At 58.6% G+C, this 22523-nt stretch carries 19 protein-coding genes; 13 read left to right on the top strand and 6 right to left on the bottom strand.

What is annotated here, in order from left to right; all coding sequences use genetic code 11:
- The first annotated feature begins 51 nt into the window (after window positions 1-51).
- The 6 genes from WCY31_RS03285 (at window position 52) to WCY31_RS03260 (ending at window position 10496) form a co-directional block, all read left to right on the top strand.
- On the top strand, window positions 52-477 hold the full coding sequence (locus WCY31_RS03285) for a FecR family protein (RefSeq protein ID WP_345973098.1): 426 nt from the start codon (window positions 52-54) through the stop codon (window positions 475-477).
- A gap of 1 nt (window position 478) precedes the next feature.
- Window positions 479-1075 (top strand): OmpA family protein, encoded by a 597-nt coding sequence (locus WCY31_RS03280; protein WP_345970843.1) that lies wholly within the window; start codon window positions 479-481, stop codon window positions 1073-1075.
- 4 nt (window positions 1076-1079) lie between these two features.
- Window positions 1080-3014 carry a CHASE2 domain-containing protein gene (locus tag WCY31_RS03275; RefSeq protein ID WP_345973097.1) on the top strand — a complete coding sequence of 645 codons (1935 nt, stop codon included), beginning with the start codon at window positions 1080-1082 and terminating at the stop codon, window positions 3012-3014.
- Window positions 3015-3505: 491 nt separating this feature from the next.
- Window positions 3506-7591 (top strand): hypothetical protein, encoded by a 4086-nt coding sequence (locus WCY31_RS03270; protein WP_345973096.1) that lies wholly within the window; start codon window positions 3506-3508, stop codon window positions 7589-7591.
- The gene (locus WCY31_RS03265) at window positions 7588-9783 is read left to right on the top strand and encodes a hypothetical protein (RefSeq protein WP_345973095.1); all 2196 of its coding nucleotides are present in this window, start codon (window positions 7588-7590) and stop codon (window positions 9781-9783) included. Before WCY31_RS03270 ends, WCY31_RS03265 begins: the two co-directional genes overlap by 4 nt.
- A gap of 50 nt (window positions 9784-9833) precedes the next feature.
- Complete coding sequence (locus WCY31_RS03260) at window positions 9834-10496, top strand: CPBP family glutamic-type intramembrane protease (protein ID WP_345973094.1); 663 nt, start codon at window positions 9834-9836, stop codon at window positions 10494-10496.
- Between the two features lie 47 nt (window positions 10497-10543).
- Here WCY31_RS03260 and purL read toward each other — a convergent pair whose 3' ends face one another.
- The 3 genes from purL to WCY31_RS03245 form a co-directional block, all read right to left on the bottom strand.
- Window positions 10544-12757, bottom strand: a complete 2214-nt coding sequence (purL, locus tag WCY31_RS03255) for a phosphoribosylformylglycinamidine synthase subunit PurL (RefSeq protein WP_345973093.1) — start codon at window positions 12755-12757, stop codon at window positions 10544-10546.
- A gap of 98 nt (window positions 12758-12855) precedes the next feature.
- A complete protein-coding gene (gene greA / locus WCY31_RS03250) occupies window positions 12856-13383 on the bottom strand; it encodes a transcription elongation factor GreA (RefSeq protein WP_345970831.1) in 528 nt (175 codons plus the stop codon).
- Between the two features lie 3 nt (window positions 13384-13386).
- Window positions 13387-13722, bottom strand: coding sequence for a hypothetical protein (locus tag WCY31_RS03245; protein ID WP_345970829.1), 336 nt, complete (start codon window positions 13720-13722; stop codon window positions 13387-13389).
- A gap of 94 nt (window positions 13723-13816) precedes the next feature.
- On the opposite strand from WCY31_RS03245, the gene WCY31_RS03240 reads away from it, so the two are divergent.
- From WCY31_RS03240 to WCY31_RS03210, 7 genes are all read left to right on the top strand, one after another.
- Window positions 13817-15796, top strand: coding sequence for a ribonuclease R family protein (locus WCY31_RS03240; protein WP_345973092.1), 1980 nt, complete (start codon window positions 13817-13819; stop codon window positions 15794-15796).
- Window positions 15793-16764 (top strand): DNA polymerase III subunit delta, encoded by a 972-nt coding sequence (holA, locus tag WCY31_RS03235; protein ID WP_345973091.1) that lies wholly within the window; start codon window positions 15793-15795, stop codon window positions 16762-16764. Before WCY31_RS03240 ends, holA begins: the two co-directional genes overlap by 4 nt.
- A gap of 209 nt (window positions 16765-16973) precedes the next feature.
- Window positions 16974-17351: a 30S ribosomal protein S6 gene (gene rpsF, locus WCY31_RS03230; protein ID WP_231020387.1), complete on the top strand. Its 378-nt coding sequence runs from the start codon at window positions 16974-16976 to the stop codon at window positions 17349-17351.
- Between the two features lie 20 nt (window positions 17352-17371).
- Window positions 17372-17899 carry a single-stranded DNA-binding protein gene (locus WCY31_RS03225; protein WP_345973090.1) on the top strand — a complete coding sequence of 176 codons (528 nt, stop codon included), beginning with the start codon at window positions 17372-17374 and terminating at the stop codon, window positions 17897-17899.
- A gap of 26 nt (window positions 17900-17925) precedes the next feature.
- Window positions 17926-18189: a 30S ribosomal protein S18 gene (gene rpsR / locus WCY31_RS03220; RefSeq protein ID WP_231020385.1), complete on the top strand. Its 264-nt coding sequence runs from the start codon at window positions 17926-17928 to the stop codon at window positions 18187-18189.
- Between the two features lie 239 nt (window positions 18190-18428).
- Window positions 18429-19472 (top strand): linear amide C-N hydrolase, encoded by a 1044-nt coding sequence (locus WCY31_RS03215; protein ID WP_345973089.1) that lies wholly within the window; start codon window positions 18429-18431, stop codon window positions 19470-19472.
- A gap of 176 nt (window positions 19473-19648) precedes the next feature.
- Window positions 19649-21058: an ankyrin repeat domain-containing protein gene (locus tag WCY31_RS03210; RefSeq protein WP_345973088.1), complete on the top strand. Its 1410-nt coding sequence runs from the start codon at window positions 19649-19651 to the stop codon at window positions 21056-21058.
- A 34-nt stretch (window positions 21059-21092) separates the two neighbouring features.
- Here WCY31_RS03210 and WCY31_RS03205 read toward each other — a convergent pair whose 3' ends face one another.
- The 3 genes from WCY31_RS03205 to serB form a co-directional block, all read right to left on the bottom strand.
- Window positions 21093-21428 carry a c-type cytochrome gene (locus WCY31_RS03205; RefSeq protein WP_345970816.1) on the bottom strand — a complete coding sequence of 112 codons (336 nt, stop codon included), beginning with the start codon at window positions 21426-21428 and terminating at the stop codon, window positions 21093-21095.
- A gap of 86 nt (window positions 21429-21514) precedes the next feature.
- Window positions 21515-21829 (bottom strand): hypothetical protein, encoded by a 315-nt coding sequence (locus tag WCY31_RS03200; protein WP_345973087.1) that lies wholly within the window; start codon window positions 21827-21829, stop codon window positions 21515-21517.
- Window positions 21826-22449, bottom strand: a complete 624-nt coding sequence (serB, locus tag WCY31_RS03195; protein ID WP_345973086.1) for a phosphoserine phosphatase SerB — start codon at window positions 22447-22449, stop codon at window positions 21826-21828. The genes WCY31_RS03200 and serB overlap by 4 nt, the downstream gene beginning before the upstream one ends.
- Between the last annotated feature and the right edge of the window lie 74 nt (window positions 22450-22523).

The following is a 22523-nucleotide window of genomic DNA, read 5'->3' as shown; positions in this document are numbered from 1 at the left end:
CGGATTGTCATACAATCTATAAAAAGTATGCGCCCCTTACAAGGTGACACGATGAAACAAATCCTTCTTTTATGTCTGATAAGCATCACGCTCTGGTCCGCTGAGAGTGTCGCCGTGCTTGACAACCTGAAAAACGAGGTCGGCATCCGCCGGGGCGGCGATGTCATTACCCCTTCAGGCAGCGGTGAGGAGCTTTACCGGGGCGACATCATCTTTACCGGGAGTGACGGTGCCCTCAGCATTCTCTTCAACGACGGCAGCACGGTTGCCCTGGGTAACAAGAGCGTACTGAAGATCGACGACTACCTCTTCGAGCCGAGCCGGAAAAAGTACCGGTTCGACCTCTTTTTGAAAGAGGGAAGCGCCATCGTCGAAACCGGCAAGATAGGGAAAGTATCCCCAAAATCCGTTACTTTCAGAGTCCCCGAGGGCACCATCGGGGTACGGGGTACACGCTTTTTCGTAAAGGTGCATTGATATGGTCGAAGTTCTCCTTGTCTCCGTCGTCCTCATTGTCACGGCTCTGGTGATGGATCACCCCGGTACGGAAATTGTTCTGCTCGATAACAAGAGCAGCAGCAACGCCATCATCGTCACCACGGAAGGCGGGAGTCTTACCATCGACACCCCCTACGAAGGCACCAGATTGGAAAGCAGCTCGGAGGCTCCCAGCGCGCCTGAAACGGTTTCGGACGCAGAGCTGACCGCCGAGGACGCTGAAACCTTCGCCGTCGCACCGCCTCCGCCGCTGACCCTCACCCTCTATTTCGAGAACAACAGCGCTGGCCTTACGTCGAAATCGCGCCGCGATCTCGCCCAAATCCTTCCGCTGCTCAGGGAGCTCAGCCCCCTGCGGATCACCATCACCGGTTACACCGACACCACGGGGAGCGAGTCGTACAATCTCGCTCTCTCGGAGAAACGGGCGTCGGCGCTCAAAACGATGCTCGAACAGCGGGATGTCACGATGCGCCGATGCCAAACCGACGGACTGGGAGAGTATCTCCTCCAGGTACAGACGCCCGATGATACTACCGAACCGCAAAACCGCCGTGTCGTGATGACGATCCGGTAGCGTCATGCGGAAATTCTACGTCGCAGTCGCGCTGTCGACGCTGCTCTTCTATCTCGCCGCCTACCCGACCGCCCTGCTGCAGCAAAGCGACAACCTCCTCTACGACCTCTATAAACGGATCGCCGCGACAGTCGCTCCGTCGCAGCTCGGCGAACCGGCGACGCTGATCGTCGAGATCGACGACAAAAGCCTCGAAACGCTGGGGCAGTGGCCCTGGCCCCGGGTCCTCACAGCCAAACTGCTTGAGCAGATCGGCACCTACAAGCCCGCAGCCATCGCCGCAGACGTCATCTTTCCCGAAAACGACCGTACCTCGCCGCGGGAGCTGGTACGTTTCTACCAAAACTATTTCGGTCTCTCCGTACAGATCGGAGGACTCCCGGAGTGGCTGTACGATAATGACACCCTGCTGGCCGATACAATCAGCGACCTTCCGCTGCTGCTGCCGCTCTACCTAAAAAACCGGTGGGACAGCAACGACACTGCCTGCTTCAAGGATACAGGATACCGCATCGATGCCGAAGGGGTCGATACCCTCTATACCGGGGTGGGACTGCTCTGCAACATCCCTACTCTTCAGCAGCAGAGTCGCTCGACAGGTTTTATCAATGCCCGCGAGGATCGTGACGGTATTTTCCGCCGGATGCCCCTCGTCATGCGTTTGCAACAAGAGCCCGTCGCCGCCCTCGCCGTCGCGATGCTGCTGACCTCGGGACGCTTTCCGGCCGAAATGCACCTTGCGAACAGCCCCCTGGGCCTCCGGGCAACGCTCGGCGACCGGACCTTTTACACCGATGCCCATACAAATGTATTGCTCCGCTTCTATCCCACGGACACCTACCGGCGCATTTCCGCCGTCGACCTGCTGCAGGGCCGGGTAGACCCCGCCGACATCCGGGGCAAATACGTCCTCGTCGGTGCGACGGCCGTGGGACTTCACGACCGCTATACCGTCGCCCCGGACGAAGTGCTGCCGGGGATCTTTATGCATGCAACACTGATCGAGAACTTCTTCAACGGCGACCTCATCTCCCAACCCGGGGTCTTCCCGCCTGTCAATATGTTCCTTTCGTTTTTAAGCGCCCTGGCAACGCTGATCCTGTTCCGCCGCAAACGCTACCTCTCCATTATCTTCTTCTTCGGCGCCGTGACGCTCTTCTACAGCGCCGCCGCCGTCGCGGCGCTGACGCAGTCCCTCTATATCGCGCCGGGTTATTTTCTGACCCCGCTGGCCCTCAGCTTTATCATTATGGCCCTCGCCATCGCGGTCAAAGGCTATACCCAGCGCAAACAGTTCTACGAGCAGCTCAGCCACTCCCACCAGGCGGCTCTCGACAGTATGGCCCTCGTCGCAGAGACACGGGATATGGAGACGGGCGCCCACATCATCCGTACCAAAAACTACGTCAGACTTCTCGCCATGGCCATGGCGCGGCAGGGCTCCTACCGGGAGATACTCAGCGACACCTACATCGAGCAGCTCTTTCATACCGCGCCGCTCCATGATATCGGCAAAGTCGGCATCCCCGACCATATCCTCAAAAAACCGGGCCGGCTCACCCCTGAAGAGTTCGAGACAATGAAACTGCATACGACGTACGGCAAGGAGATGCTCGACAACGCCATCAACAGCTACCGCGACAACGAAATGCTCCGCGTCGCCCGCAACATCGCCTACGGCCACCACGAAAAGTGGAACGGTAGCGGCTACCCCCAGGGACTCTCGGGAGAGGCGATCCCCCTCGAGGCGCGTCTGATGGCCCTGGCCGACGTATACGACGCCCTGATCAGCCGACGCTACTATAAAGAGCCCTTCTCCTTTGAAAAGACAGAGGCGATCATCGTCGAGGGACGGGGCAGCCATTTCGACCCGCAGATCGTCGACGTCTTCCTCGCGCTCAAAGAGGAATTCCGCCGTATCGCCGAACGACACCAGTAGCTGCTTCGAGCCTCCCGCGAATCGGTGCGTATCATCCCGGCCTTCCCACGATGTTATCAAACGGTATCGGATCTGTCCCCCGGAGGTAATAGAAGCGTACTATGATGGAACGCATGAAAACAGAGACTACCAACATCTTTACGAAGTACTACAAACGTCTGGACAGCTTCTTTTTCCGGTTTACCTACCTGGACTACGAAGACTTTACACTCGCATTCAAAATGCGCTGACACACCGCTGGCATCTCCCCGTTTCTTTCACAAGCCTTCCGGCAGCGCCTGTTTGCCTCCCCGGACTTATACACTTTATCTTGTTGCGTCTTTTAAGTTACACCCTGTAGAATTATCAAGTATGCCTTTTTGATTATTAATATGAATGTATGTTTTTTAGTATGCATACGGCATGGGCGCAAAAGGCATAGCTCACGGTAGGAGTCGTTAGGGAAACGTCAAACGGAATGTACGCATGACAAACGCAAAGGGGCGGGAACGATGGATCAATGGCTTGACAATCTTTTTAGGGAAATCATCTGGCAGGCTCTCCGGGACATGTGGGAAGACATCGCCACATGGGGAGAGACGCAAATAGAGACCAAGCTCAAAGAGCTTGCAAGTGAAGTCGGCAGTGAAAAGCCGCTGGCATCCTCACCGCTGATACGGGTGACGGATTATACCGCCACGTCCGATCCGGAAGTAGACCATATCACCTTTCTAATCCGGGGGCGTATTCCTCTGTTCAAAGGGATGGAGTCGGTCTTTATGCGTGTGGAGATCACCATCTCCACGGATGTCGATTTGATGAGCGGGGGATCTCCCATCACCATCATCGAATGGATTACCGTCATGGGCGACCTCAAGATCCGGAAAAAGAACGTCTTCAATGCCCAGCTTGGATTGGGATACGACGACGGGGTCTGGATGGGGCGCGGCGCGCTGAAAATAGAGCCCGCCGGTTTCGGCCTGGACCTCTTCCTGGGCGGCCTGAGCGACCGCGGCGTCATGATCGGGCTGGATGTCGACCTTCCGGCACCTGTCCCGTTGGGCAGTACGGGCCTGGGACTCGCCGGGATGGGAGGCGACTTCGCCTACAATTTCATTGCCCGTCTTGAAAAAAACGGCTTGCCTGTCACCGACCCGGCCGCCAATGATTATGTCCGCTGGGCAAAGAACAAGGAACTCGACCGCTGGCAGGCCGGCCCCATCGACCAGACAGCCGTAGGCGTCGGCATCCGAACGGACCTTGTCACACTGGCGGACAACGGCTACGTGCTCAAACTCGAGCCGATCGGTCTGGCGGTGCTGACCCCGGGACCGGTCTTTATCCTGGGCGGTACGGGCAAACTGATCTCCAGCGACTCGGCGCAGGTCGAAGGGTACATCGTCGTCGACATTGCCTCAGGCTCCATGGCGCTCGGCATGGGTGTCAAGGTCAACATCCCCAAAGAGGGCAAGACCTATCTTCTCCGTGCCAACGGGGTACTCGACGCCTTCTTCTCCTTCGAAAACCCGACCACATGGTATATCAACCTTGGCACCCAGCAGAAGCAGATCAGCGGCAAGATCCTCTCCGACCTGCTCCGCGCCGAACTCTTCTTTATGATCAACAATTACCGCATGGCCTTCGGCGCCGGTATCTCGATCGGGGGCGAGTGGAAATGGAGCATCATCACCCTCTTCGCCCGGATCGGCGCCGCCGTCGCCGCTACTATTGGATGGAACCCGGTCCTGCTCGAGGGGCTGTTCAAGATCTGGGGCGAGCTGGGGCTCAAAGTGTGGAAGTTCAAGTTTGCCCTGAGCGGCGCGGCGGAGGTCCTGGGACACACGCCCGATCCGACGGAACTGGATGTCACGTTCAAATACAAACTGAACCTTCCCTGGCCTATTCCCGATATCAAAGGCGAAAAAACGTTGACCCTCGGGGATGAAGACCCCGAAGCGCCAGCCGTCGCCTCGCCGCTGCTGGCCGGCAGTTGGAAACGGGGGGCAGAATCGGACAGCGGCGCGATGCAACCAGCGCTGCTGCATTCGCTGACCGGACGGCAGTGGGAGTTTAATGCCGAAGCGCGCGGAGGCTGGCCTGACGCCGAGATCGTCATTCCGTTCAGCACACGCGTCATCGACCAGACCGGCAAGGTTGTCGGTTCCGTCATCAGCGCCGCCACGGAGGGAGGCTATACCGTCACCCACCGGCTGGACGCCCTCACAGTGACCGACATCGCCCAGGGTACGGCCGTCGCCGGTATCCAGGCGGTTTGGGCGGCAGGACCGGGCGGCGATACCGCACGGCTGCACATCAACGGCCAGGACCCCTTTGCCTGGGTCGTCCCCCACGTGGATACGATCGAGAGCACCTATGAAACCCCCGGGCACACCTGCGAAGTGAACTTCGGATACGGCACCGAAGAGCACTTCATCAATCCCCGGCGTTTCAATGAGATGCTCGTCGACCCCATCCAGAACATGGGTTCGCTTGAAACGGTGTTCCAGCCGGCGCTGCCGACCCGGGTGTTTAAAAGCGAACGGTTTGAACTCGCTTTCCGCACGGCGACCGACCTCCCCGTCGAAGTAGAGCAGATCACGCTGTATCTGGTGGGCAATATCGAATACGATCGGAAAATGCGGATCGAGACCAAGTACGGCGTCTTTACGGTATCGGATGTCGTCTGGAGCCTCTATGACAGTCTGCAGCTGATGGCCCTGACCATTGAGCTGCCGCAACCCGAAGAGAGCATCGTCATCTCGTCCGGCAGCAAGGATCGCGACCTGCTGCTCTATGCCGTACGCTACACCGAAGCACGCCAACGCAGCTGTAACTGGCAGGAGAAGGTCGTCCTGACACCGGGCCGGTACGAAGTGGCGCTCTCCGGCACCTCTGTTGCCGAGTATCCCGGCGGGGGACTCCCCAGCAGTAAAACGACCGAATGGGAACTCCGTGATACCTTCAACATCGATTTCCCCGAAACACTTCGTCCCTATATCCGCTCCACCACCATCGGTGACAACCGGATCTTTTTTGACGAATCACTGCCCTGGAACCCCACGATGTACGGCTTCGGTTTCCCGATTTACCAGGAGTACCGGCCGGCTGTGCGCTTTCTCGTACCCTATATGGACGCGATCTTTAATCCGCTGCGGATGCGTATCGTCTGGGAAAGCGGGGAAACCGTCGTCCAGGAGCTCATTCCGGGTCCGAACGGCGACGGCGATTCCTACCTCCCGGGAGCGTCGCGGCAATGGATACAGGAGCACTGCGGCACGGTCTCGCCGGATCAGGAGATCGTCCTTCCCGACCTTCTGACTCAAAGCGGACCGGCCGCGGTGACCCTTGCGTTCGATCACCCCGAACGCGGCGAGGTGAAGCTTGACGGCTGGAACTGCTATGTCTCCATGTTCGCCTCCTTCACAGAGCATCTCGACTGGAACAGCCGGTGTCTCACCGTGCGTTACAGCCCCAGCGGGCGCACCGACAGCGCCTGCTGCCCTTCCATCATCCCCGTCTCGTATCAGAAGCCCCACCGTCCGGTACGAAAAGGAAACCGTGTCGATCCGATTTTCGCACGGAAAACGCTCTCTGTCGCCGAATCATTCCGCCCTGTTTTCGAGAACGAGCGACTGATCGGTAACGGCGATCTGATCCAACCTCTCTACCCCGAAGAGCTGAGTGTTCCGCCCGTCAACTGGCGCCTCCCGAGCGCGATGACACAGTGGATCAACCCCCTTGACGCTCTTAGCGCCGAGCGCTTCGCGCGTTTCGCAGCGGCATCCGGCGCCCGCTTCAACGACGGGAGCGGCGATATGCTCGACGGAATCAATGACACCGTCGAGAGCACGACGATCGAAGCTGTCACCGACGGCAGCGGCCGTCCTTTGGCGCTGTGGGTCCGAACACCCGAACCGGTGGATTGGCGCCGTGTCGAAGCGTCGCTGCAGATCAGACATGTCGAACAAAGCGGCGACTGCCCTACCGGATACGAAGTACGCCATCCTCTTGAGCTGACCGTCGAAATCCTGCCGAGTCCGGATGCCACATCCGCATTCTTGGTCGGGGGGCTGGCCGGGCATCGCACCCGGCTGCCCCGCGGCGAATACACCTTGACACTCCGGTTTGACACGGCGCTGCCGGGGCTGCCGCGCCTGCGCCCCTCACCGGCCGTCGGCGGCACGACTGAACAGATTGCCCTCACGTTCATACAGCCGTTCGGGGAGCGGTGGCCGCTGCCGGCCTCGCCCATCGAAATTCCTGCCGGTCTGCTGGAACGGCTTGCCGTCATTTACGATATCCCATGGGACATCATTGATGTCCTGATCGACCCCCGGGTCGACCCCGACTGGATCAAAGAGCGCCTCAAAGGCGGCGCGACACCGCCGCTTCAAACGCCGGATCAGCCCACAATGGATGCGTTCTCTTCCGCCGTGAAGCAGCTTGAAAGCGTCTCAAAACGCCTTGCTGACCTGCCGGAGAACCTTGGGAGTGCCATTCGCACCCTCTCCGCAGCCGAAACCAAAAGTGTGCCGAAAACGTCCGCTCCCGACGTTGGGCTCGACAGCGACGTGTCAGATAAAGGAGGCATGGAATGAAACTCTATCTTACAGGACTTGGTTGGGTCGACGATGCACCCACAGGCCACCGGTTACGCTGGTCCTATCCTCTGCAAGCGCCGGACGGTTCAGGCGGTTTTCTCGGACTGCCCGATACCATTATTGTGGAACGGGCATGGATGGACGAACTCTCCCCCCGCAAACCGGAAACCCCCGGTGAATCAACGGCGCTGCTCAGCGTGCCCGCCAGCTGGTGGAAAGTACACGGCGACATCATTCCCGACGGATGGATCGTCTGCCGATTTGAGCTGCCGGCCCCCGTCCAGGCTGTCCGCTTTACCTATCGCGGCATGACGACCCGGCTTCGGGTATTTGATAGCGCGACGGACACCCTGGTGGCCGAACGCAGCGTTTCCGACGGGGAGGTCGTCCTGGTCGAAGCAGCAGACATGGACCGGTTTGAACTGCTCGGCATGGGAAGCCGTTTCGAAAACTTCCGCAGCCTCGACCTCTTCGATGACCGGGGGCTCTCCTTTGAGGAGATTGCCCGTATCCGTGTCAAAAAGACCCTCGATGCCGACCTGGCAGCTGTGACGCCGCGCAGCTCGATACCGACGACCCTCGATGCGGCGGAGTGGCAGGAGTTTGTCACGGCGGCACAGGAGGGTCAGGCGTCGGGCCCGGCCGATCTCGAAGAGGGGGAAGCCTCCCCCTGGGAGATCTTCGGGATGATGGCCGCCCTTCGATGGGAACATGCCCTTCTGTTCGGACACGGCTTTTTTGACGGCCCCCGAACCAAATGGCCGAAGATAGACGAGCTCAAACGTGACCTGCTGCTCGAAAAAATACCTTCGGGCAAGACCGCCGTCTACCGTGTCAGAGAAAAAGACAAACGGGTCGGGCCCAGCAATCTCGTCATCTGCCTCTCCCGTCCCGTTGCCGATCTGACTGCGCCCGGTGTGCCCCTCTACGGCGATCCCAAAGTGCACTTCGGCATCGATGCCAAAACGGATAAACCCGTCTTCGAAGCCAGCTACAACCTGCACTGGCAGCAGACGGCTGCAGATGCCCTGGGTGTACGTCTCGAAGAGGAGACTTCAAAGAGCCCTTCCATCGGGGGCGACCTACTGAAGGAGAGTATAGAGAACCGTACCCGCTTCCCCGATGAGATGCCGGGCGAAGGCAATCTGACCCGGCGCCGGGAAGTCCCATTCCACGATGTCCGGGTCCGCTGCCGGGCCTGCGCTACCGATGCCTGGGATCGCGAAAGCACCTTCAGTGCATGGTCGCCGTGGACCGGCCTCTCCTTTGGGTATGAACCGCCGGCCCCGCCGTTGATAGAGGCCCGCTATCAAAGCGGCGCCGCCACCCTGACACGCCAAACGGAGACGCCGGCGCTCCCCGGCTGGTTGCCCGACAAAGTCATCAAAGAGGATGCCGGTGCCAGAGTGCATGTCTACCGGCAAAAAAGCGGCGCGTCGGGTCAGCCCCGTCTGGAAACGGTCACGGTATCCGCACCGGTCTACGTCGGCGCCAGACGCTACCGCACAACCATCGCCGGGGCAGGTACGCTGAGCGATTTCCTGGGGGGATTCCTCGTCGCCCCGCCGTTTAAGGCGGAAGTTACCGGCGTCTCGGGCAGTGACGTCTACTTTGAACCGGGGGACGGCGGCACGACCCTTTTCCCTGCCGGCACGGCCGAACTCCATCAGATGCCAACACATCTTGCCCTCTGGACAAAAGTCGCAGAGTTCGACCCCGCGACGCTTCCGACCGAGCTTAACGTGCCCGACCCTCTCCCCGGCCCCGACGGGGTATCGGACACCGTGGCGTACCATCTGCGCCTCAAGGCCCTTGGCAAAGTGGGCCCTGCCGGTAATACCGTCCGGGCGGTCCGCATCCCGGTGACGCCGACGGTTCCGCCGCCATTCATTGCCGAACCCCTCGGCGTCGATTTCTATAACCGTACGATGATCAAGTTGACCTTCACCAACCCTCTCTCTGCCGGTCTTTACACCGTCTGGTGGGCTAACGGCACTCCCGGCGATTTCGCCGCAGAGGCCGTTCCCGGAGAGCAGCGGGCGCAATCCCCTTACCAGAACTACCATCTGTTCGATTCGCTTTCACTTCCGCTCCCCCAGAGTGCCGGCCGCACCGTCACCATCGGCGTGCAGCAGGTCAACGACGGCGGAGGGCAGAGCGGCTTCGTGACGGCCACACTGCTCCTTTGAGCATGCAACGTGCCCTGAAAAGGGCACCCTGAAACACCAAAGAACTTTCGATGAAAAATGGAACAGACGTGCCCCCCTTGACCGACATCATTATCTTCTCCCGCCTCCGTCTTCTGTTCGAAACAGTGCTGCTTTACTTTGCGCTTCCGCTGCTGATCATCACGGGTTTGCTGCCGAGGTTTGCCATTATGCCGCTGCTGTGGCTAGGGATGCTCTATGCCCTGTTTGTACTGCGAAAAAACGGTGATACGAAGCTGCAGTGGCATATCGACGGCAACAAACTTCGGAGGGTGCTTGTCCGGTTCACCCTTCTGGGAACGTTATTGGGTGTCGCGGTATGGATCATTTTCCCCGAACTGCTTTTTGTGTTTCCCCGCGAGCGTCCGGGACTGTGGCTACTGGTGATGCTCCTTTACCCGCTGCTCTCCGCCCTGGCGCAGGAGATCGTCTTCCGGGCCTTTTTCACCTACCGGTTTGAACGCCTCATCACCGACCGGCGGCTTCTCATTCTGCTTAACGCCCTGCTCTTTTCCCTGGTACACGGTGTGTTCGGCAATCCCGTCGCCATGATCCTCAGTTTTCTGGGAGGTCTGCTCTTTATGCGTACTTATCTGCGTACCCGTTCCGTCGCCATGAGCGCTTTTGAGCACTCGCTGTACGGCAATCTTGTCTTTACGCTGGGAATCGGGGGCTTTTTCTATCATGCCGGCTAACGCCGACATGAAGTATCAGAAGCGGTTGCAGTGTCGTGCGGGTGGGGTTAGATGTCCTGCTCGACGACTTTTTTAAAGGTGTTGAAGTAGAGGTCATCCAGAGTAGCAAGCGGAAGCGTGACGTCGTTGACTTTGATGCTGTCGCCGCCGACCGTACCGACTTTTTCACAGGCAAGGCCACCGGCCATCGCTTCAAAGGCCGCCGCGTTTTCCGGTGCAACCTCGATAATGGCACGTCCCATGGATTCCGCAAAGATATCGCGGGCGTCTGCGACGCTCATGGTAACGTCGCAGCCCAGGCCGCTCGTTGCCGCCATTTTGCCGAGTGCGACCGCCGCCCCGCCGGAGCTGAGGTCTTTGGCACAGGAGAGCAGCCCCTGCTTGTTCGCTTCGATAACGAGGTCCCAGAGGGCCAGTTCGTTCTTGTAGTCGATCGCGGGCATCTCGCCGGCGACGGTGTGGCAGATCTCTTTCATATAGAGGGAGCCGCCGAACTCGCTCTTCGTCTCGCCGACGAGGTAAAGCAGGTTGCCGGCATTCTGGAAAGAGGACATCAGGACCTTGTTCTCGTCGTCGTTGACGCCGACGGTCGCGATCGCCGGAGTCGGGAAGACGGAGACCCCGTTCGTTTCGTTATAGAGCGAGACGTTCCCGCCGATGACCGGGGTGTTGAGTTCGGCGCACGCCTCTTTGATCCCCAGGCACCCTTCGGCGAACTGCCACATCACTTCCGGGTTCTCCGGGTTGCCGTAATTGAGACAGTCGGTAATGGCCAGCGGACGCGCACCGCTCATTGCGACGTTACGGCCCGCTTCGACGACGGCGGCGGCGGCGCCGTTTTTCGGATCGACGTAGCAGTAGCGGACGTTACAGTCCGAACTCATAGAGAGGGCCCGGCCGTTCTCCTTGACGCGGACGACGGAAGCGTCGAGCATCCCGCCTTTTTTGACGGTGTTCGTCTGGACCATGGAGTCGTACTGTTCGTAGACCCACGCCTTGTCGACGACCTCCATGGAAGCCATCAATGTCTCGAAGGCTTCCTGGTTGGACGGCGTCTCGAAATCGTCAATGGAGACCCCCTTGATCGTGTCGAGGTAGGCCGGGCGCGCTGTCGGGCGGTCGAGAATAGGCGCCTCTTCGGAGACCGGGTCGACCGGCACGTCGGCGCACTTCTCGCCGTGCCAGAAGAGCTCCATGCGCCCCGTACCGGTCACTTCGCCGACGACGGCCGCGTCGAGGTCCCACTTCTCGAAGATATCGATGATCGCCTGTTCACTTCCCTTCTTCGCACAGAGGAGCATCCGCTCCTGGGATTCGGAAAGCATGAATTCGTACGGCATCATCCCCTCCTCGCGCGCCGGAACACGGTCGAGGTGCATGATCATCCCCGAACCGGAGCGGCCCGCCATTTCGAAGGAGCTCGATGTCAGTCCCGCTGCACCCATATCCTGGATACCGATGACGTAGTCCGTCTTGAAGAGTTCGAGGCACGCTTCGAGCAGCAGCTTCTCCGTGAAGGGGTCGCCGACTTGGACTGTCGGGCGCAGGGATTTGGACTCCTCGGTGAAGGAGTCGGAACTCATGACCGCCCCGCCGAGACCGTCACGGCCCGTTTTGGAGCCGACGTAGATGACCGGGTTGCCGATCCCCTCCGCACGGCCGTAGAAGATCTCGTCAGCCTTGGCGACGCCGAGGTTGAAGGCATTGACGAGGATATTGCCGTTGTAGCACTCATCAAAGCTGATCTCGCCGCCGATCGTCGGAACACCCATACAGTTGCCGTAGCCGCCGATCCCTTCGACGACGCCGCGCACCAGGAAGCGCTGGTGGTGTGCCGACGCATCGTCGCCGTGCACACTGCCGAAACGTAGGGCATTGAGACTCGCAACCGGGCGCGCCCCCATCGTAAAGACGTCGCGCATGATCCCGCCGACACCTGTTGCCGCGCCCTGGTACGGTTCGATGAAAGAGGGGTGGTTGTGGCTCTCCATCTTGAAGACCGCCGCATACCCGTCACCGATGTCGATGACGCCTGCGTTCTCACCCGGCCCCTGGATGACCCACGGCGCCTTCGTCGGGAAGCCGCTGAGGTGCTTTTTCGAGGATTTGTAACTGCAGTGCTCCGACCACATCGCTGAGAAGATTCCGAGTTCTACCAGGTTCGGTTCGCGCCCGAGGATCTCTTTGATGTGGGCATAATCAAGCTTGGACAGTTTGTGCTGGGCCAGAAGCTCGTCTATGTTTTCTAGTGGCTGATTCACTGCATTTCCTTACGCATAAATAGTGGGAAGGATTATAGCAAAGGGGAGTTGAATTTCCGGTGGTGCCGGCAGAGGGGGAAACGCAGAGGAAGCGCTTTTCAGGCGAAACTGAAATCCGCCTCGCCCCGGATCTGTTTTTTCAGCGAAAAAAGCGGAATATACTCGATGCCGAGCACCTCGTATGCGCGCAGACCGGCGGGCAGCTTTACCGTCAGTTCGTCCCCCTCCGCTTTGCCCATGACCGCCCGGGCAAGGGGCGCATGGACGGAGATGAGTCCGATCTCCGGTTCACTCTCAAGCACCCCGCAGATCGTATAGCGCTCCTCCTCCCCGTCTTCGATGCGCTCCAGGGTGACGGTCGCGCCGAAATGCACCCGGCTGTGGTCGAGGCCTTCGGGGTCGATCACCCGGGCCTTTTCGATCATGCCGTTGAGATAGAAAAGACGCTTGTCGATGTGGCGGAGCTTCTCCTTGGCGGCGTGGTACTCCGCGTTTTCGCTGCGGTCGCCGAGCTCCGCCGCCACCTGCTTTTCGTGGTTGACACGGGGTTTTTCGACCTCTTTGAGGAATTTGAACTCCCTCGTCAGCAGATCGTACCCCTCGGGGGTCATCGGCTCAACGCGCATGATTTACTTGCTGTACCCCAGGATGTAGTAGGTCTCTTTTCCCGGGACCTGTTCGAGGTCGATCTTGTATTTTTCGGTGAAATGGTTCAGGCGTTCCAGCGCTTCGGCTTTGCGTTCGTCGCTCGGCGCCTCGATCTTGATCTTGAAACAGTCGCGTGTATTCGAAAGGGCCACGAAACTGTCATCGACTTTCAGCTGCTCGTGCAGCTCGAGGATGTGCTTCTGGATCTTGTCATATCCGGCCGTATTCGCCTCGATGCGTCCGACCTGCTCCATGAGTGCCTCGTTCGGTGAATAACCGAGCTGTTTCAATACCGCTTCACTATCAATAAACTGCAATGCTTTTTCTCCTAATGTGTTCAATATTGGTAGTCGAAAATTTTAGCATAAGTTATCCCATACGCTATAATCTGGTAAAAAATCGAAAGCCTCCATGAAATCACTTTTAGTCAGATTGACCGTCGGACTCTATGCCCAGGACGTTACCGAAGACGAAAAGCCCCTCGTTGCGCAGTGGCTCCAAGAAGGCCTCGTCGTCCTCGAAGAGGGCGTCTACCGCCTCCCTTCCCAGTACCGTGCCGGCGCCATCGCCATGAACCAGTCGGGCAGCGGCGCCTACCTGCAGGTCCTCGGCGCCAACGTGCGCGACCTTTTCATCGACGAACACGACCTGGGCGACGCCAAGGAGGGGGACCTCGTCATCGTCAAACGGCTGCTTGGGCGCCGGGGACGCCCCTCGGCGAAGCTCGTCGCCGTCGTCGGACGGGCGGAGACCTTCAGCGTCGCCTACGTCAAGATCCAAAACGGCGTCAAATCGGTGCTCGACATCCGCAACGACTACCCCGCCGGGGTGCCGCTCAGCGCCGAGGCCCTCGCCGGGTATGATGAGGGGACGCTTTTCAAGGTCAACAACCAAAACGGCGAGATCATGGAGGTCCTCGGCAACCTGGCCGACCCGCTGGTGGACGAAAAGATCGTCCTGGCCATGTACAACAAACACGACGCGTTCGACGAAGAGGTGCAAAAACTCGCCGCAAGTTTCGACAAAACAGTCGATGCCTCGAAATTTCCGGGACGCAAGGACCTGCGCGGTCTCCCCTTCTGCACCATCGACCCCGTCACGGCCAAGGACTTCGACGACGCCGTCTGCTACCTGCCCGACGCGCACACCCTCTATGTCGCCATTGCGGACGTCAGCGCCTATGTCACCCCCTTCGGCCCCATCGATGCCGAGGCGATCTACCGCAGCTTCTCCATCTACCTGCCCCACCGCTCCATCCCGATGCTGCCGCGCGAGCTCTCGGAGACGCTTTGCTCCCTGCAGCCCCACGTCGACCGCCTCGCCTACACCTTCAAGATGGTCCTTGACCCGGAGAGCCACGAGGTCGTTGAGACGGAACTCTTCGAGTCCATCATCCACTCCAAACGGCGCTTCAACTACGAAGAGGTCGACGCGCTCTTTGACGCTCCGGACAAGGCCGCGCCGGCAAACGACGACGAACGCACCGTCATCGCCAACCTTTTCGAACTGCGCAAACTGACCGACGCCCTGCGCGCAAAACGCCTCAAAATCGGCTTCGACTTCCGTTCCGAGGAGCTGGAGATGGCCCTGGATGACGCGCAGAACATCTTGGGGACGACCGTCGCGGAGGAGACCCCCTCGCATGCCCTCATCGAAGACTGTATGCTGCTGGCGAACAAGGCCGCGGCGGCGATGTACGAGCGCGGTGTTTTCCGTATCCACGAACCCCCGAGCCCGGCGAAACTGCAGAGCCTCTATACCGAACTGGCCGGCATCGGGATCATCGCGGAACAGAAAGAGAGCCTCAAAGAGACCATTACGGGCATCCAGCACGAAGCGCAGAAGCGCGGGATCGCCCACGAAGTCGATACCCTCATTATCCGTTCCCAGATGCAGGCGCGCTACGCCCCGGACAACGTCGGGCACTTCGGGCTGGGGTTCGAGCGCTATACCCACTTCACCTCCCCCATCCGCCGCTACTCGGACCTCATCGTCCACCGGCTGCTCAAGGCGATCCAGCGCGGCGACAAGGAGGAGGGTTCCTACGTCCTTCGCAACATCGACGCGCTCTGTTTCGCCATCAGCGATAAGGAGCGCGAGGCGAGCGACATTGAAGTGCGTTTCATGGACCGCAAGTTCGCCCGCTGGGCCAATGAACATATCGGCGAGGTCTTCCCGGCGCGGGTCTACGCCACCGACCCGGAACTGCGCGCCGAGATCACCGGACCGCTGCGCGGCGCCAAAGTCAAAGTCGTTACGAACGAGCCGGTCATGCTCTTTGACGACATCGAACTGCGTATCGAGAACGTCAGCCTGGCCACCGCGCGGATCCATACGACTTTCGTCCGCACCGTGGAGTCCCATGCGACCCTCTCCAAGGAGCGCGAATGAAGCGGCAGGATCTTGACAACCTGATCCGACAGGACAAGGCCCCCGGGGCCGTCATGCTCTACGGCGAGAGCCACTTCCTGATCGAGCACTACACCAAACAGCTCGCCGCCGTCGAGGACCCCAACATGCTCAGCGTCTACTTTGATGAGTACCAGTTCTCGAGCGCCAAGGCGCATCTCTCGCAGGGGTCACTCTTCGGCGGCCGCAACGTCCTTATCGTCAAGAGTGAGAAGAAACTGCCGAAAAACGACCTCACTGCCCTGATCGACCTGGTACAGAAGAATCCCGGCAACCTCTTCATCTACGCCTATTTCGGCACCGACTTCAAAAAAAGCGCCACCAGCGCATTCGGCCCGAAATCGGGTGGTGCGGACGTCAGGCTCTTCCGCCCCTTTCCCAACGAGGCGCGCCAGATCGTGCTGAACGAGGCGGCTGCGCGCGGCATCAATCTCGACCCCTACGCCGCGACCCATTTGCTCGAATCGCAAAACGGCGACCTCGCCCTCACCATCAACGAACTGGACAAGTTCTCACTTCTGCAGGGGCGTATCGGCATCAAGGAGATCGACGAGCTCGTCTACGGCGTCGCGGAGGTCAAGGTCGACCAGCTCATCGACGCCCTGCTCCAGAAACAGGATTTCGTTCCCCTGATGCGCCGCCTGCTCGAACACGGCGAAGATGAAATCAGGCTGCTGACGGCGCTCTCGAACCATATCGCCCAGCTCTATCTCTTTTACGCCTCCATCCGCCTGAACGGCGCGGCGGATTCGGCCAAGATCCTCGGCTACAAACTCCCCCCGCGCATCGAGCAGGCGAGGCAGCAGCAGAGCGTACGCTTCAAACAGCCGCAGTACACCCGGATGATGAGCCTGCTCGGCGAGACGGAGCTGCAAATGAAATCGGCGGGCGGCGGGAGCAAAAGCGCCCTCCTCGCCGCGACCTTCCTGAAAGTCCAGTCCCTCCTGTAGGCCGGCCAAGAGCGGCTGAACCCCCTGCAGTGTGCCGCCGCCGTTCCACTCGATATGCAACGTCTGAATTTCACCTTAAATTAAGCCGTAATTATGTATTATTGCGCGTTCCTTACTCTTTGTGCTTTGCGACGCAATGCATATTATCGCGCGGGATGACCCGTGACCGAGAGCCATGAGGGATGAAACCATAAGGAGAAATACTCTACATGAGACATTACGAAAACCTTGTCATCGTCAAACCGACCCTGACAGAAGAAGAGATCAAAAACAGCATCGCTGCGATCGAAGCCGTCATCACTGAAAACGGTGGCGAAATCGTTGCACGCGACGAGATGGGTATGCGCAAACTGGCCTACCCGATTGAAAAAAGCCCGCGTGGTTACTTCCACGTTGTCTATTACATGATCGAGCCGTCTGCGATCGCGGAGATCGAACGCCGCTTCCGCATCAACGAGGAACTCCTCCGTTACGTCACGATCAAATACGATTCCAAGCGCGAAGTCAAAGCATGGAACGATTTGGTCGAGAAGACAAAGCAACAGCCGGCGAAAACCGAAGAGAGCAGCGAAAGCGCCGCTTCTTAAGCAGTTAGGAGAGTTTCCATATGTTCAACAAAGTCATTCTGGTAGGTAATCTTACACGCGACATTGAGCTTCGTTACACGCAAGGCGGTATGGCCATCGCCAAAACCGGCATTGCGACCAACCGCAAGTTCAAGAAACAAAACGGCGAGATGGTGGATGAAACGATGTTCATCGACATCACCTTCTTCGGCCGCAGCGGCGAGATTGCAAACCAGTACCTTCGCAAGGGGAGTAAAGTCCTCGTCGAAGGGCGACTGATGCTTGAGCAGTGGACGGACCAGAACGGGCAGAAACGCTCGAAACACTCGATCAACGTCGAAGAGATGAAGATGCTGGATTCCCGCGGCGATCAGGGCGGATACGACGCGCCCCAGGGCAACGGCGGCTACAACGCCCCGAGCTCCCAGGGATACAACGCGCCGCAGCAGGGCTACAACCCGCCGCCGCAGCAGCCGCAACCGCAGAATGCCTACCAGCCGCCGAAACAGCAGATGCCGGAGAATACGATTCCCGAGATCGACATCGACGAAGACGAGATCCCATTCTAGAATAATAGACAGCAAGGAAAAAAACCATGGCAGAAAAACGCAAATATAAAAAACGTTATTGCAAATACTGTGAAGCGAAAGTCGACTTCATCGACTACAAAGACGCTTCTAGCCTCAAGCACTCACTCTCTGAGCGCTACAAAATCATGCCGCGCCGCCTGACAGGTAACTGCAAGCGCCACCAGGACATGGTTACGATCGCGATCAAGCGTGCACGTTCCGCTGCGATCATCCCGTACACAATTTCCCGCAAGGAAGTTGTCGTCAACCCGTTCGAAATTATCAAGTAATTTCGCTCGACCGGCGGAGGCAGGCCGCCTTCGCCACTCCTTCCCCCAATTACATACCACCTCATCAATCTTCTAAACTGTACCAAAATTCAGTAAGTCCAAAAATATTTTCGTATACTATTTTGTGATTTCACTATCGTAGATAGCCGAACATTCCAGATATCACCGAAAAGGGAAATCCAACAATGCCGTTCATAAAAACACCCCATCGCTATCAAGGAACGTACACAATGAAGTTCATGAAACCTCTGCTGGCTTTTGGAATGCTTACACTGGGTATTTTCGTTGCCGTCGATGCCATGGCATGCACAAGGGTGGTGTATAAAGGCCCTGACCAAACGGTGATCACCGGCCGTACGATGGATTTTTCCATCGATATTCCCGCCAACCTTTGGCTTTTTCCCCGCGGCATGAAACGCAGCGGGGAGGTCGGACCCAATTCAATCACCTGGACCTCGCGCTACGGGAGCGTTGTCGCCAGTTCCTGGGATATCGCCGCACCGGACGGGATGAACGAGAAGGGGCTGGTCGCCAATATGCTTTGGCTCGTCAAATCGCAATATCCCGCGTTTGACAAAAAGGGGAAGAAGAAAGGGTTGACGATCGCGGCCTGGGCCCAGTACGCACTCGACAATTTCGCGACGGTTGCGGAGGCGGTGGAGGCGTTTGGAAAAGAGAAGTTCACCATCGTTACGGACTTCATTCCCGGAACGGATAAATTCACGACGGTGCACCTCTCTCTATCCGATGCGACAGGAGACAGCGCAATCCTGGAATATATCAACGGTAGATTGATCATCCATCACAACCCGGCGTACCAGGTGATGACAAACGATCCCGTGTTCGAGGAACAGCTTGCCGTTAAAGGCTATTGGGAACAGATCCCGGGAACCACGTTCCTGCCGGGATCGAACAGGGCGCCGGATCGGTTTGTACGTGCTTCATACTATATCAATGCCATTCCGCAGACAAGCAATACCCGTATTGCAGTGGCAAGTGTTTTCAGTGTGATCAGGAATGTGTCCGTCCCCTACGGCATATCAACACCGAACCAACCCCATATCTCAAATACGCGCTGGAGAGCAGTGGCGGATCAAAAGCGTCTTGTCTACTACTTTGAAAACGTCCTGACACCGAATGTTGTCTGGGTAGACCTCAAAAAAGCGGACCTCAGTCCCGGCGCGCCGGTCAAGAAACTCACCTTGGATCACGGTGAGGTGTACGCCGGGGAAGCCAACAAATTCTTCAAGACAAGCGAACCCTTCGAGTTTAAAGGGATCTAGACATTGCATAACAGCCGGCTCCCGCGGATAGTGTTCACAACTGTCCGCCCCGGCAGTTTCGATCTTTGAAGCGCCCGCATCGGAGCTTTGAGTCTATTTTTTCACCCATTTTTTCAATCCCCTTTTACACTTTTATGCTAGGATAGAACAAAATCCATTCGATTGCAGGAGCCGTTATGCCCTTTATGGAGCGTCTGCACAGCGCCATGCTTTTGGGAACGCATCTCTACGACCCCAGTGCCGGAGAGATCATCGAACACAAAAGCGAGACCTTTTTCAACGCCATCCGCAGCGACGACAAGGCGACACTGTTGTCGATGATCGAGGAGGGGTTCGACGTCGACTACCACGCCTTCGGCCACCGTCCCCCGCTGATCGTCGCCGTGATGCAGCAGCGTACGCGGATCGTCGAGCACCTCCTCATGCACGGCGCCAACCCCAACCTCGCGGACCGGGAGCAGGAAACGCCCCTGCACTTCGCCGTCAAACTCGGCGACCCAGAGATCGTCCTGCAGCTGCTGCAGTACGGCGCCCGCCCCCTTGCAAAGAACAGCGAAGGGCTGACCCCCACCGCCATTGCCAAAGCCCAAAAAAGCAAAACCCTCCTCTCCCTGCTCGAAGAGGTCCAGCCTGTTTTCGACCTCCCGGCCGAGCCGGATCTTTTCGAGCTGGCATCCAAGGGGAACCTCTACGCCATCGTCAATGCCGAGGCGACGCCGATGGAGCTCTCCAAACGCGATGTCCAGAACCGGACACTGCTGCACCACGCCGTGTTCGGGAACAACCCGAAACTCGTCACCTACCTGCTCAACAAGGGCCTCGCGATTGACGCCGGCGACCTGCACGGGATCACGCCGGTCATCATTGCCTCTTCCCACCCCAAGTTCGTGCGCCTCCTGGAAAAACTGCTGCAGCGCTACCCTACCCTGGAGCACCGTACGGACAACCATGCGACGGCCCTGACCATCGCCCTGCGCAACGGCAACCCCGACGGGGCCGCCGCGCTGATCCGTCACGGCGCGAACATTCTCACCTACGACGGCCTGCATACGCCGCTCTCCCTGGTGCATCGCGGCATCGAGACCTACCCGGAGATCGCCGACAGTTACCGCAACCTGCTGCGTATTATGCTCGACCACGGGGCCCATACGGACATTCCGACGAACCGGGCGGGCTGGACGCCGCTCTTTCACACCGTCGCCCGTCGCCAGGACGACGGGATCAAAAAACACCTCCGCCTGCTGATGCAGCTGGGCAGCGACGTCAACTATACCGACAAGAACGGTCGGACGGCGCTGATGGTCGCCGCCTCCATGGGGCGACAGTCGGCGGTCGAAGTGCTTATTAACAACTACGCGGATATCGACCGCATCGACCACTACGGCTGGAGCGCGCTGATGCTGGCGGTCTACTACAACCACATTGATGTCTGCCGTTTTCTGTGCGAATGCGGCTGTGACGTCAACCGCATCTCGCCGCAGGGGATGAGCGCCATGCGGATCGCGCAGAAACATCAGCGCAAGCAGATCATAGAACTTTTACAGGAGTACGGCGCCATCGAAATCAACAGTGATGAGCCGGAGTAGAGAGGAAGGGTGTCCCGGAGGGACGGTGGCGGGCTTACCCGCAGGAGGGGACGTTACCGGAATCCGAACCGTATTCGTAGAGGAAATCTTTCAGGTTCGGTGCATCTTTCTTGAAGCGGCTGCTGTCGATATATTTCATCGCCTTCTTGTCATCTTTGTGCCACGATCTGAACAGCGCGGCATCATCCGCGAAAGCGTCCGCCCACTCTTTCTGGGTCTTCATCGCGGCCCCCTTCGTACCGTTGCCGTGACAGCGTTTACACTTTTTCAGATAGGCTTTCTGCCCCCGTTTGACATCGGCGTTCGCCGCCGTTGAAAAGCTCCCGAGCAGCAGTGCCGCGCCCAACAGGGCTGATAGTGATTTTTGCATTCTTTCCATCCCTCCTAAACCGTTAAAGTAACACAATTCTATCACGAAAGGCTGAACGAAAGATAAAGAAAACTTAACATTGTCCGTTACTCATCCTCCGCTTCCAGGGCGCCGAGAAGCTGTTGGAATTCACTCCGGAGCTTGGGCTGGCGAATCTTTTTGGAGGCTTTGCGGAGCGCATTGTCGATCTCCTCCGCGCCAAGACCTGTCTCCGTGCCGATCGTCTCCGGGTCAACCCCGCCCCGGGCCATCACCCAGCAGCGCAGCTCTTTGCGCGTCAGGTGGCGCTTGAGCGCTTCGAAAAGCGTTTTTTCCGGGCACAGCATCATCGGCAGCCCCGTCATCTCCCCCAGGACACTGCCGAGCACTGTTTCAGGGTTATAGCGTTCCCACAGGTTCATACGAGACGCCCCAGGATTTCGCGGAGATCTTTGGTGTCGATGATGATATTCGCCGCCTCTTTCAGGACCGGTTTTGCGCAGAAGGCGACGCGTGTCCCGGCATGGGCGAACATGCTGAGGTCATTGGCCCCGTCCCCGACAACCATCGTCTCCTCCGGCGTCACCTTGAGCAGCCCCTGCAGCCTTACAAGCATGTCCCCCTTCGACCAGTTGAACATCATGTCCCCGCCGACTTCGCCGGTCAGCTTACCCTCTTTGGCATGCAGCGCGTTGGAGAAGTCCGCGTCGAAACCGAGCACGTCTTTGGCGTAGGAGGTCGCCGTTCGGAAACCGCCGCTGAAACAGACGACGGTAATCCCCTGCGCTTTCAGTGCCGCGATCGTCTCCTTCGCTCCCGGCATGTAGGGAAGGGATCGGCTGATGCGCTCCACCGTCTCGACGTCAAGCCCTTCGAGCAGTTTGACCCGCTGCTGAAGGCTCTCGAAAAAGTCAAGCTCCCCGTTCATGGCCCGCTCCGTAATCACGGCGACCTTTTCACCTATGCCCAGCGCCTCGGCAAAAAAGTCGATGGTCTCTCCGTCCATCAACGTCGAATCGAAATCAAACACGCACAACCGCATCGCTATCCTTTACGCTCCCTAAGGGCATCCCCCGACCGGTACAGGTTTTTTGGCGGGGCCCTAGGTTATAATGG

Origin of the sequence: Sulfurimonas sp. HSL3-1, assembly GCF_039645995.1 — a bacterium.
In the GTDB taxonomy this organism is placed as follows: domain Bacteria; phylum Campylobacterota; class Campylobacteria; order Campylobacterales; family Sulfurimonadaceae; genus Thiomicrolovo; species Thiomicrolovo diazotrophicus.
This window is presented reverse-complemented; position numbering and strand designations above follow the sequence as displayed.